The 11,214-nt window shown below is 54.8% G+C and carries 10 protein-coding genes and 4 tRNA genes; all 14 read left to right on the plus strand.

The window, feature by feature from the left end; genetic code table 11:
• The first annotated feature begins 116 nt into the window (after positions 1-116).
• The 14 genes from birA (at position 117) to rpoB (ending at position 11,166) form a co-directional block, all read left to right on the plus strand.
• Positions 117-1,079: a bifunctional biotin--[acetyl-CoA-carboxylase] ligase/biotin operon repressor BirA gene (birA, locus tag F6S12_RS07485; protein ID WP_152686481.1), complete on the plus strand. Its 963-nt coding sequence runs from the start codon at positions 117-119 to the stop codon at positions 1,077-1,079.
• Positions 1,080-1,242: 163 nt separating this feature from the next.
• Positions 1,243-1,689 carry a hypothetical protein gene (locus tag F6S12_RS07490; RefSeq protein WP_161467487.1) on the plus strand — a complete coding sequence of 149 codons (447 nt, stop codon included), beginning with the start codon at positions 1,243-1,245 and terminating at the stop codon, positions 1,687-1,689.
• A 142-nt stretch (positions 1,690-1,831) separates the two neighbouring features.
• Positions 1,832-1,916, plus strand: a tRNA-Tyr gene (locus F6S12_RS07495).
• A gap of 24 nt (positions 1,917-1,940) precedes the next feature.
• Positions 1,941-2,014, plus strand: a tRNA-Gly gene (locus F6S12_RS07500).
• 26 nt (positions 2,015-2,040) lie between these two features.
• Positions 2,041-2,116, plus strand: a tRNA-Thr gene (locus F6S12_RS07505).
• An 84-nt stretch (positions 2,117-2,200) separates the two neighbouring features.
• On the plus strand, positions 2,201-3,394 hold the full coding sequence (gene tuf / locus F6S12_RS07510) for an elongation factor Tu (protein ID WP_011063776.1): 1,194 nt from the start codon (positions 2,201-2,203) through the stop codon (positions 3,392-3,394).
• Positions 3,395-3,448: 54 nt separating this feature from the next.
• A tRNA-Trp gene (locus tag F6S12_RS07515) sits at positions 3,449-3,524 on the plus strand.
• Between the two features lie 45 nt (positions 3,525-3,569).
• Positions 3,570-3,938 (plus strand): preprotein translocase subunit SecE, encoded by a 369-nt coding sequence (gene secE / locus F6S12_RS07520; protein ID WP_161467286.1) that lies wholly within the window; start codon positions 3,570-3,572, stop codon positions 3,936-3,938.
• Positions 3,939-3,947: 9 nt separating this feature from the next.
• Positions 3,948-4,481, plus strand: a complete 534-nt coding sequence (gene nusG / locus F6S12_RS07525; RefSeq protein WP_002555501.1) for a transcription termination/antitermination protein NusG — start codon at positions 3,948-3,950, stop codon at positions 4,479-4,481.
• Between the two features lie 118 nt (positions 4,482-4,599).
• Positions 4,600-5,031, plus strand: coding sequence for a 50S ribosomal protein L11 (gene rplK / locus F6S12_RS07530; protein ID WP_003176435.1), 432 nt, complete (start codon positions 4,600-4,602; stop codon positions 5,029-5,031).
• The gene (rplA, locus tag F6S12_RS07535) at positions 5,031-5,726 is read left to right on the plus strand and encodes a 50S ribosomal protein L1 (RefSeq protein WP_011063782.1); all 696 of its coding nucleotides are present in this window, start codon (positions 5,031-5,033) and stop codon (positions 5,724-5,726) included. The genes rplK and rplA overlap by 1 nt, the downstream gene beginning before the upstream one ends.
• Positions 5,727-5,924: 198 nt before the next feature.
• Complete coding sequence (gene rplJ, locus F6S12_RS07540) at positions 5,925-6,425, plus strand: 50S ribosomal protein L10 (RefSeq protein ID WP_011063781.1); 501 nt, start codon at positions 5,925-5,927, stop codon at positions 6,423-6,425.
• An 80-nt stretch (positions 6,426-6,505) separates the two neighbouring features.
• Positions 6,506-6,871: a 50S ribosomal protein L7/L12 gene (rplL, locus tag F6S12_RS07545; RefSeq protein WP_011063780.1), complete on the plus strand. Its 366-nt coding sequence runs from the start codon at positions 6,506-6,508 to the stop codon at positions 6,869-6,871.
• A gap of 221 nt (positions 6,872-7,092) precedes the next feature.
• Positions 7,093-11,166 (plus strand): DNA-directed RNA polymerase subunit beta, encoded by a 4,074-nt coding sequence (rpoB, locus tag F6S12_RS07550; protein ID WP_011063779.1) that lies wholly within the window; start codon positions 7,093-7,095, stop codon positions 11,164-11,166.
• The last annotated feature ends 48 nt before the right edge of the window (positions 11,167-11,214 follow it).

Here is an 11,214-nt window from a genome sequence, read left to right on the forward strand (position 1 = left end):
CGAAAAATGGGTTTGATTTTTTGCTGTCTCGATCGACTTGCTCGTCAGGTGGGGGTTTCTATGCAATAGCGCTGGGCATGGCTATCATGCCTGCCTCATGGTGAGGCGGAAACTGCATGTCGACGTTGTTAGAGCTTCTGAAAGATGGGCGATTTCACTCGGGTCAGGCGCTCGGTCAGGCGCTGGGTGTTAGCCGTAGTGCTATATGGAAGCAGTTACAGCTTCTTGAGGCGGAGTTGGGGCTTGTCATTCATAAGGTGCGAGGCCGCGGTTACCAGCTGGCCACTCCAATCACGTTGCTGAGCAGTGCTGAGATAGGCCGCTCCTCTATTTCCAGTGGCTCCTGGGATATCCGAATTCTCGACTCTATCGACTCCACGAATGCACAGGCGCTGCGATCCATTGAAGAAGGGAGTGTGGCTCCTTTTCTTGTGCTAGCTGAGCGCCAGACGGTGGGGCGAGGCCGTCGTGGTCGTAAGTGGGTAAGCCCTTTTGCCGAAAATATCTATTACAGCCTCGTCTTGCGTATGGACGGAGGTCTCCGGCAATTGGAAGGGCTTAGCCTGGTCGTTGGGTTGGCGGTCATGCATACCCTTCGTGAGTATGGAATTCCTGGTGCGGGTTTGAAGTGGCCAAATGATGTTTTGGTTGGTCAGAAGAAGGTCGCGGGGATACTTTTGGAGTTGGTGGGTGATCCTGCGGATGTGTGTCATGTGGTCCTGGGCATTGGGATCAATGTGAATATGCAAAGCGCTGAAAAGATCGATCAGGAGTGGACTTCGGTGAGGTTGGAGTCTGGCAAGGTTATTGATCGCAATCAGCTTGTTGCTCGATTGAATGAGGTTCTTGTGTCTTATCTGGAGCGTCATCGGCTGAATGGCTTCTCCGCGATCCAGGGCGAGTGGGAGCAAGGTCACCTCTGGCAGGGGCGTGCTGTGTCTCTGATCGCGGGCGTAAATAAGATCGATGGTGTTGTGTTGGGTATTGATCGCCAAGGAGCTTTGCGGTTGAGCGTTGAGGGGGAGGAGAAAACGTATAGCGGCGGGGAGCTCAGTCTAAGGTTGCGTGATGGCTCATGAGTTCGGCCATCAATGTGCGCTTGCGCGATCTACGGCTAGGAGGTAGGGGCTGATTCCTTGTGTGGGATGGGACTTTGAGTGTTGCATCGGTTCCGCAAGATCAGCTTGTACGTGATCCATCTTTTCGAGTTGTTTAAGCCTTGTCCTCTGTCTTGAGGTTTTTATGCGCTGGTTGTTTCTGTTGTTATTGGTCCTCAATTGCTTTTATTACATCTGGCATCAGCAGGAAGCGCCGCTTCGTGCGAAAGAGGTCATGCCTCTCTCGCTCTATCGAGGTACTCAGCAAGATATCCGTTTGTTGAGTGAGTCTTCTGATTCGGTCGAGCGGCGGGATAAGGGTAAGTCAGGGGAGGTTGATGCAAGCTGTCTTTATCTGGGGGGCTTTGCTCGTCGTGATACGGCTCAGATGTTGGAGCAGCGGCTGGTAGGGCTGGGGGCTGATGTCAGGCTGCAGTCCTTGAGTGTTCCTGGTTCTTCTGGTTTTTGGCTTCGTGTGACTCCCGAGAGCAAGCATTTGCTGGATGATATGCAACTGCAGAACCTTGCTAAAGAATTCAATGAGTTAAAACATAAAATAATGCCTTGCGAGGGGGTTGCAACTGTCGAATAGGTTGCATAGAATGGCGCCCGCTCCGCAGCGAAGACTTCACGAAGTCAGCGTCGCGAAGCGAGGTCAACGCAGCTAACCTCAAGATTTTATTGAGAAAATGCTTGACAGAAGGGTGGCATGATATAGAATGTCGCCTCGCTTAGGAGGGGTTCCCGAGCGGCCAAAGGGATCAGACTGTAAATCTGACGTCTACGACTTCGAAGGTTCGAATCCTTCCCCCTCCACCAGATTTAGCGAGAGCTGCAGGCTCCGCGGGTATAGTTTAGTGGTAGAACCTCAGCCTTCCAAGCTGATGATGCGGGTTCGATTCCCGCTACCCGCTCCAAGTTTGCAGGTTTTGCAAGGTGTTACGCTCTTGTAGCTCAGTTGGTAGAGCACACCCTTGGTAAGGGTGAGGTCAGCGGTTCAAATCCGCTCAAGAGCTCCATATAACAAGGCAGATATGAAAATATCTGCCTTTGTTTTAATGGCTTGGGTGACTTGCTCAATTCTTCTCCTAGGGGTGATTTCGATGGCTAAGGAAAAGTTCGAACGTAATAAGCCGCACGTTAACGTGGGTACTATCGGTCACGTTGACCACGGTAAAACCACTTTGACCGCTGCTCTGACTCGCGTTTGCTCCGAAGTTTTCGGTTCGGCTCGTGTTGACTTCGACAAGATCGACAGCGCCCCAGAAGAAAAAGCTCGTGGTATCACCATCAACACTGCGCACGTAGAGTACGACTCGAACATTCGTCACTACGCGCACGTTGACTGCCCAGGTCACGCCGACTACGTCAAAAACATGATCACTGGTGCTGCCCAGATGGACGGCGCGATCTTGGTTTGCTCGGCTGCCGATGGTCCGATGCCGCAAACTCGTGAGCACATCCTGTTGTCCCGTCAGGTAGGCGTTCCGTACATCGTTGTCTTCCTGAACAAGGCTGACATGGTTGACGACGCTGAGCTGCTGGAACTGGTTGAGATGGAGGTGCGCGATCTGCTGAGCACTTACGACTTCCCAGGTGACGACACTCCGATCATCATCGGTTCGGCTCTGATGGCTCTGAACGGCCAAGACGACAACGAAATGGGTACCACCGCTGTTAAGCGTCTGGTAGAAACTCTGGATACCTACATCCCAGAGCCAGAGCGTGCAATCGACAAGCCGTTCCTGATGCCAATCGAAGACGTATTCTCGATCTCCGGCCGTGGCACCGTGGTAACTGGCCGTGTTGAGCGTGGTATCGTTCGCATCCAGGAAGAAGTTGAGATCGTTGGTCTGCGCGACACTCAGAAAACTACCTGCACCGGCGTTGAAATGTTCCGCAAGCTGCTCGACGAAGGTCGTGCTGGCGAGAACTGCGGCGTTCTGCTGCGTGGTACCAAGCGTGACGACGTTGAGCGTGGCCAGGTTCTGGTTAAGCCAGGCACCGTTAAGCCGCACACCAAGTTCACTGCTGAAGTTTACGTTCTGAGCAAGGAAGAAGGCGGCCGTCATACTCCGTTCTTCAAAGGCTACCGTCCACAGTTCTACTTCCGTACTACTGACGTGACTGGTAACTGCGAGCTGCCAGAAGGCGTTGAAATGGTAATGCCAGGTGACAACATCCAGATGACTGTCACTCTGATCAAAACCATCGCGATGGAAGATGGTCTGCGTTTCGCTATCCGTGAAGGCGGTCGTACCGTCGGCGCTGGCGTCGTAGCCAAAGTCATCGAATAAGTTCTTGATATATCTCCATCGGGCCGACATAATGGTCGGCCTGATTTTGTTTTTAGGTCAGTAGCTCAATTGGCAGAGCGACGGTCTCCAAAACCGTAGGTTGGGGGTTCGATTCCCTCCTGACCTGCCAGATTCACTCAATGTGTCTGGCTTTCTTTTCACAGGATCTTCATAGATGACTCCTAAGGCTGAAGCTCAAGGCTCTCGCTTCGACTTGCTCAAGTGGCTGGTTGTTGTTGCCTTGGTGATTGTTGGTGTTGTTGGCAATCAGTACTACTCTGCTTCGCCTATCCTGTACCGTGTCTTGGCGCTACTTGTCATTGCCGCAGTTGCTGCCTTCGTTGGCTTGCAGACTGCCAAGGGTAGGTCGTTCTTTGTCCTGGTTAAGGAAGCGCGCACTGAGATTCGTAAAGTCGTATGGCCAACTCGCCAAGAGACTACGCAGACCACATTGATTGTTGTGGCTGTGGTTCTGGTCATGGCGTTGCTGTTGTGGGGGCTAGATTCCCTGCTCGGCTGGCTTGTTTCCTTGATTGTTGGCTAAGGGTGTCCCGTGGCTAAGCGTTGGTACGTTGTGCATGCTTACTCGGGTTACGAGAAGCATGTAATGCGTTCGTTGATCGAGCGTGTGAAGCTGGCTGGCATGGAAGATGGCTTCGGCGAGATTCTGGTCCCCACTGAAGAAGTGGTTGAGATGCGCAATGGCCAGAAGCGCAAAAGCGAGCGTAAATTCTTTCCAGGCTATGTGCTGGTACAGATGGATATGAACGAGGGTACTTGGCACTTGGTCAAGGATACTCCTCGTGTCATGGGCTTTATTGGTGGTACTGCCGATAAGCCGGCTCCTATCACTGACAAAGAAGCGGAAGCGATTCTGCGTCGCGTTGCTGATGGTAGCGACAAGCCCAAGCCTAAGACCCTGTTTGAGCCGGGTGAGGTGGTCCGTGTTACTGACGGCCCATTCGCTGACTTTAACGGTACGGTCGAAGAGGTTAACTACGAAAAGAGCCGCATTCAGGTGGCAGTGCTCATTTTCGGTCGCTCTACTCCGGTAGAGCTAGAGTTCAGTCAGGTCGAGAAGGCATAACTGAACGAGAATCCCATACCCCGCAGCCTTAGGCTGTGGGGTTTTGTCGTCACTGGGATAAACGCGCAAGTAACCGGGGAGCCTATCTAGGCGTCTGAACCCGTAATTGGAGTGCCTCATGGCTAAGAAGATTACTGCTTACATCAAGCTGCAAGTTAAGGCCGCTCAGGCCAACCCAAGTCCACCCGTTGGTCCAGCTCTGGGTCAGCACGGCGTGAACATCATGGAGTTCTGCAAAGCTTTCAACGCCCGTACTCAGGGTCTTGAGCCAGGCCTGCCGACTCCTGTGATCATCACTGTTTACAGTGACCGCAGCTTCACTTTCGAAACTAAGAGCACCCCTGCTTCGGTTCTGCTGAAGAAAGCTGCTGGCCTGACCAGCGGTTCCGCTCGTCCAAACACCGTTAAGGTTGGCACTGTTACCCGTGCTCAGCTGGAAGAAATCGCGAAAACCAAAAACGCGGATCTGACTGCAGCTGATATGGATGCAGCCGTGCGTACTATCGCCGGTTCTGCTCGTAGCATGGGCCTTAACGTGGAGGGTGTGTAATGGCTAAGCTGACCAAGCGCCAAAAGGCTATCGCCGGCAAGATTGAAGCAGGCAAGGCCTACAACTTCGTAGAAGCCGCCGCTCTCCTGACCGAGCTGTCGACCGTTAAGTTCAGCGAGTCCGTAGACGTTGCTGTGAACCTGGGCGTAGACCCACGTAAATCTGACCAGGTTGTTCGTAGCGCTACTGTGCTGCCACACGGCACTGGCAAGACTGTACGTGTAGCTGTGTTCACCCAGGGCCCAGCAGCTGAAGCTGCTCTGGCTGCCGGTGCAGACCGCGTAGGTATGGACGATCTGGCTGCCGAAATGAAAGGCGGCGACCTGAACTATGACGTGGTTATTGCTTCCCCGGATGCAATGCGCGTTGTGGGTCAGCTGGGTCAGGTTCTGGGTCCTCGCGGCCTGATGCCTAACCCGAAAGTCGGTACCGTTACTCCAGACGTAGCTTCGGCAGTTAAGAACGCCAAGGCTGGTCAGGTTCGCTATCGCACCGACAAAAACGGCATCATCCACACTTCCGTTGGCAAGGTCGGCTTCGACGCCGTCAAGCTGAAGGAAAACGTTGAAGCCCTGATCGCTGACCTGAAGCGTATCAAGCCAGCTTCTTCGAAAGGCATCTACGTCAAGCGCGTTACCCTGAGCACCACTATGGGCCCAGGTCTGGTCATCGACCAGGGTTCGCTAGACGTATAAGACACAAGCGCGTGCAAGCAATTGCGCGCGCTGAAAAATTGGGGTCCCTGCCTGGCGGGGGCTATCCAAGACCGTAGGCGACGCAAGTCTTAAACCTCAAGCCTACGCAGATGGTGCTCCCGGTTCCTTACCGAATCAGACACCAAAACGACATCCAGCTCCGGTTGGATGAAACGGTAACAAGCAGGAGTTAAACCCGTGGCAATTAAACTCGAAGACAAGAAGGCCATCGTCGCTGAAGTCAACGAGGCTGCCAAAGCCGCTCTGTCCGCTGTCGTGGCTGATGCCCGTGGTGTGACAGTAGGCGCTATGACCGGACTCCGTAAAGAGGCCCGCGAAGCTGGTGTTTATGTACGTGTCGTACGTAACACCCTGCTCAAGCGCGCTGTTGAAGGCACTCAATATGACGTGCTCAACGACGCGTTCGTCGGCCCTACCCTGATTGCATTCTCCAAGGAACATCCGGGCGCTGCCGCTCGTATTTTCAAAGAGTTCGCAAAGGGTCAGGAAAAGTTCGAGATCAAGGCAGCTGCGTTCGAGGGCAAGTACCTCGCAGCAAACGAGATCGACGTGTTGGCTTCGCTGCCAACTCGCGACGAAGCTATTGCGAAGCTGATGAGCGTGATTCAAGGCGCTACCAGCAAGCTGGCTCGTACTCTGGCGGCTATTCGCGACCAGAAAGAAGCTGCTGCTGCCTAAGGCACTGCAAGCCCTTTCAAAATCATATGTTTAATTTGATGGCTGCGTAGGCTGTCACCCCAATACAGGAATTTATAGTCATGTCTCTGACTAACGAGCAAATCATCGAAGCAATCGGCCAGAAAACCGTTCTGGAAGTTGTTGAGCTGATCAAAGCAATGGAAGAAACCTTCGGCGTTACCGCTGCTGTTGCCGCTGCTGGCCCAGCTGCTGCTGCCGCTGTTGTTGAAGAGCAAACTGAATTCAACGTCATGCTGACCGAAGCTGGCGAGAAGAAAGTTAACGTGATCAAGGCTGTACGTGAACTGACCGGTCTGGGCCTGAAAGAAGCCAAGGCTGTAGTTGACGGCGCTCCTGCCATGGTTCTGGAAGCTGTTGCTAAAGAAGCAGCTGACAAAGCCAAAGCAGCTCTGGAAGAAGCAGGCGCTAAAGTCGAGCTCAAGTAAGCATCGACTTTGTGTCTCCAGCCCAAGCGTTAAGCGAACGGCTGATGGCTGGTGGCTTTTGCCACCGGCCTTTTTCCGTTATTGGTGACCGACTGGGTCGGTGCCAGTAACGTGCTGTAGCCCACCCTGTGCGGTGGCGCAAACCAAAGGGTTTGCACGATTTTCTGGCTGCTCCCGTCGGGAGGAGCCGAATAAGCAGGTGACCAAGCTGGGGAACGCTGATGGCTTACTCATATACTGAGAAAAAACGTATCCGCAAGGACTTTAGCAAGTTGCCGGACGTCATGGATGTGCCGTACCTCCTGGCCATCCAGCTGGATTCGTATCGTGAATTCTTGCAAGCGGGAGCGACTAAAGATCAGTTCCGCGACGTGGGCCTGCATGCGGCCTTCAAATCCGTTTTCCCGATCATCAGCTACTCCGGCAATGCTGCGTTGGAGTATGTCGGTTATCGCCTGGGCGAACCGGCGTTTGATGTTAAAGAATGCGTGTTGCGTGGTGTAACTTACGCCGTACCTTTGCGGGTAAAAGTCCGTCTGATCATTTTCGACAAAGAATCGTCGAACAAAGCGATCAAGGACATCAAAGAGCAAGAAGTCTACATGGGTGAAATTCCCCTGATGACTGAGAACGGTACCTTCGTAATCAACGGTACCGAGCGTGTAATCGTTTCCCAGCTGCACCGTTCCCCTGGCGTATTCTTCGACCACGACCGTGGCAAGACGCACAGCTCCGGTAAGCTGCTGTATTCCGCGCGGATCATTCCTTACCGCGGTTCGTGGCTGGACTTCGAGTTCGACCCGAAAGACTGCGTGTTCGTCCGTATCGACCGTCGTCGCAAGCTGCCGGCATCGGTTCTGCTGCGCGCGCTGGGCTATACCACTGAAGAAGTGCTGGACGCTTTCTACACCACCAACGTATTCCACGTGAAAGGCGAGAGCCTGAGCCTGGAGCTGGTGCCTCAGCGCCTGCGTGGTGAGATTGCCGTTCTGGACATCCAGGATGACAAGGGCAAGGTTATTGTCGAGCAGGGTCGTCGTATCACCGCTCGTCACATCAACCAGCTGGAAAAAGCCGGTATCAAAGAGCTGGATGTACCTCTGGACTACGTCCTGGGTCGTACCACCGCCAAGGCTATCGTGCACCCGGCTACCGGTGAAATCCTGGCAGAGTGCAACACCGAGCTGAACACCGAGATCCTGGCGAAAATCGCCAAGGCTCAGGTCGTTCGCATCGAGACTCTGTACACCAACGACATCGACTGCGGTCCGTTCGTCTCTGACACTCTGAAGATCGACTCCACCAGCAACCAATTGGAAGCCCTGGTCGAGATCTATCGCATGATGCGTCCTGGCGAGCCACCGACCAAAGATGCTGCCGAGACTCTGTTCAACAACCTGTTCTTCAGCCCTGAGCGGTATGATCTGTCCGCCGTTGGCCGGATGAAGTTCAACCGTCGTATCGGTCGTACCGAGATCGAAGGTTCCGGCGTTCTGTGCAAAGAAGACATCGTTGCCGTACTGAAGACTCTGGTCGACATCCGTAACGGTAAAGGCATCGTCGACGACATCGACCACCTGGGTAACCGTCGTGTTCGCTGTGTTGGCGAAATGGCCGAGAACCAGTTCCGCGTTGGCCTGGTGCGTGTAGAGCGTGCGGTCAAAGAGCGTCTGTCGATGGCTGAAAGCGAAGGCCTGATGCCGCAAGACCTGATCAATGCCAAGCCAGTGGCTGCGGCAGTGAAAGAGTTCTTCGGTTCCAGCCAGCTGTCCCAGTTCATGGACCAGAACAACCCGCTGTCCGAGATCACCCACAAGCGTCGTGTTTCTGCACTTGGCCCAGGTGGTCTGACCCGTGAGCGTGCAGGCTTCGAAGTCCGTGACGTACACCCGACCCACTACGGTCGTGTATGCCCGATTGAAACGCCGGAAGGTCCGAACATCGGTCTGATCAACTCCCTGGCGGCCTATGCGCGCACCAACCAGTACGGCTTCCTCGAGAGCCCGTACCGTGTGGTGAAAGACGCTCTGGTAACCGACGAGATCGTGTTCCTGTCCGCTATCGAAGAGGCCGATCACGTGATCGCCCAGGCTTCGGCGACGATGAACGACAAAGGTCAGTTGGTCGATGAACTGGTAGCTGTTCGTCACTTGAACGAATTCACCGTCAAGGCGCCGGAAGACGTCACCTTGATGGACGTTTCGCCGAAGCAGGTAGTTTCGGTTGCAGCGTCGCTGATTCCGTTTCTCGAGCACGACGACGCCAACCGTGCATTGATGGGTTCCAACATGCAGCGTCAGGCTGTACCGACCCTGCGTGCTGACAAGCCGCTGGTAGGTACCGGCATGGAGCGCAACGTTGCCCGTGACTCCGGCGTTTGCGTCGTGGCTCGTCGTGGCGGTGTGATCGACTCGGTCGATGCCAGCCGTATCGTGGTTCGTGTTGCTGATGACGAAGTTGAAACCGGCGAAGCCGGTGTCGACATCTACAACCTGACCAAGTACACCCGCTCCAACCAGAACACCTGCATCAACCAGCGTCCGCTGGTGAGCAAGGGTGATCGGGTTCAGCGCAGCGACATCATGGCCGATGGTCCGTCCACCGACATGGGTGAGCTGGCACTGGGTCAGAACATGCGTATCGCGTTCATGGCGTGGAACGGCTTCAACTTCGAAGACTCCATCTGCCTGTCCGAGCGTGTGGTTCAGGAAGACCGTTTCACCACGATCCACATCCAGGAACTGACCTGTGTGGCTCGTGACACCAAGCTTGGCCCAGAGGAAATCACTGCAGACATCCCGAACGTGGGTGAGGCTGCACTGAACAAGCTGGACGAAGCCGGTATCGTTTATGTAGGTGCTGAAGTTGGCGCAGGCGACATCCTGGTGGGCAAGGTCACTCCGAAAGGCGAGACCCAGCTGACTCCGGAAGAGAAACTGCTGCGTGCGATCTTCGGTGAAAAAGCCAGCGACGTTAAAGACACCTCCCTGCGTGTACCTACCGGTACCAAGGGTACTGTTATCGACGTACAGGTCTTCACTCGTGACGGCGTTGAGCGTGATGCTCGTGCACTGTCGATCGAGAAGAGCCAGTTGGACGAGATCCGCAAGGACCTGAACGAAGAGTTCCGTATCGTTGAAGGTGCGACCTTCGAACGTCTGCGCTCCGCTCTGGTCGGCCATAAAGCCGAAGGCGGCGCCGGCCTGAAGAAAGGCCAGGAAATCACCGACGAAGTTCTCGACGGTCTTGAGCACGGCCAGTGGTTCAAACTGCGCATGGCTGAAGATGCTCTGAACGAGCAGCTCGAGAAGGCCCAGGCCTACATCGTTGATCGTCGCCGTCTGCTGGACGACAAGTTCGAAGACAAGAAGCGCAAGCTGCAGCAGGGCGATGACCTGGCTCCAGGCGTGCTGAAAATCGTCAAGGTCTACCTGGCAATCCGTCGTCGCATCCAGCCGGGCGACAAGATGGCCGGTCGTCACGGTAACAAGGGTGTGGTCTCCGTGATCATGCCGGTTGAAGACATGCCGCACGATGCCAATGGCACCCCGGTCGACGTAGTCCTCAACCCGCTGGGCGTACCTTCGCGTATGAACGTTGGTCAGATCCTCGAAACTCACCTGGGCCTCGCGGCCAAAGGTCTGGGCGAGAAGATCAATCGCATGGTCGAAGAGCAGCGCAAGGTCGCAGAACTGCGTACCTTCCTGGACGAGATCTACAACCAGATCGGCGGTCGTAACGAAGACCTGGACAGCTTCTCCGATCAGGAGATCCTGGATCTGGCGAACAACCTGCGCGGCGGTGTTCCGATGGCCACTCCGGTGTTCGACGGTGCCAAGGAAAGCGAAATCAAGGCCATGCTGAAACTGGCAGACCTGCCAGAAAGCGGCCAGATGCAACTGACCGACGGCCGTACCGGCAACAAGTTCGAGCGTCCAGTTACCGTTGGCTACATGTACATGCTGAAACTGAACCACTTGGTAGACGACAAGATGCACGCTCGTTCTACCGGTTCGTACAGCCTGGTTACCCAGCAGCCGCTGGGTGGTAAGGCGCAGTTCGGTGGTCAGCGTTTCGGGGAGATGGAGGTCTGGGCACTGGAAGCATACGGTGCTGCATACACTCTGCAAGAAATGCTCACAGTGAAGTCGGACGATGTGAACGGTCGTACCAAGATGTACAAAAACATCGTGGACGGCGATCACCGTATGGAGCCGGGCATGCCCGAGTCCTTCAACGTGTTGATCAAAGAAATTCGTTCCCTCGGCATCGATATCGATCTGGAAACCGAATAACACGTGACGCGAATCGAGAGCGGGGCAGGATTGCCCGCTCTCTGCTCC

This window comes from Pseudomonas sp. JV245A (genome assembly GCF_032424515.1).
Classification (GTDB): domain Bacteria; phylum Pseudomonadota; class Gammaproteobacteria; order Pseudomonadales; family Pseudomonadaceae; genus Aquipseudomonas; species Aquipseudomonas protegens.

What these genes read in the sequence shown, in the direction of transcription:
- birA (WP_152686481.1), top strand. Translation starts at nt 117, where the DNA reads ATGTCGACGTTGTTAGAGCTTCTGAAAGATGGGCGATTTCACTCGGGT.
- F6S12_RS07490 (WP_161467487.1), top strand. Translation starts at nt 1,243, where the DNA reads ATGCGCTGGTTGTTTCTGTTGTTATTGGTCCTCAATTGCTTTTATTAC.
- tuf (WP_011063776.1), top strand. Translation starts at nt 2,201, where the DNA reads ATGGCTAAGGAAAAGTTCGAACGTAATAAGCCGCACGTTAACGTGGGT.
- secE (WP_161467286.1), top strand. Translation starts at nt 3,570, where the DNA reads ATGACTCCTAAGGCTGAAGCTCAAGGCTCTCGCTTCGACTTGCTCAAG.
- rplK (WP_003176435.1), top strand. Translation starts at nt 4,600, where the DNA reads ATGGCTAAGAAGATTACTGCTTACATCAAGCTGCAAGTTAAGGCCGCT.
- rplA (WP_011063782.1), top strand. Translation starts at nt 5,031, where the DNA reads ATGGCTAAGCTGACCAAGCGCCAAAAGGCTATCGCCGGCAAGATTGAA.
- rplL (WP_011063780.1), top strand. Translation starts at nt 6,506, where the DNA reads ATGTCTCTGACTAACGAGCAAATCATCGAAGCAATCGGCCAGAAAACC.
- rpoB (WP_011063779.1), top strand. Translation starts at nt 7,093, where the DNA reads ATGGCTTACTCATATACTGAGAAAAAACGTATCCGCAAGGACTTTAGC.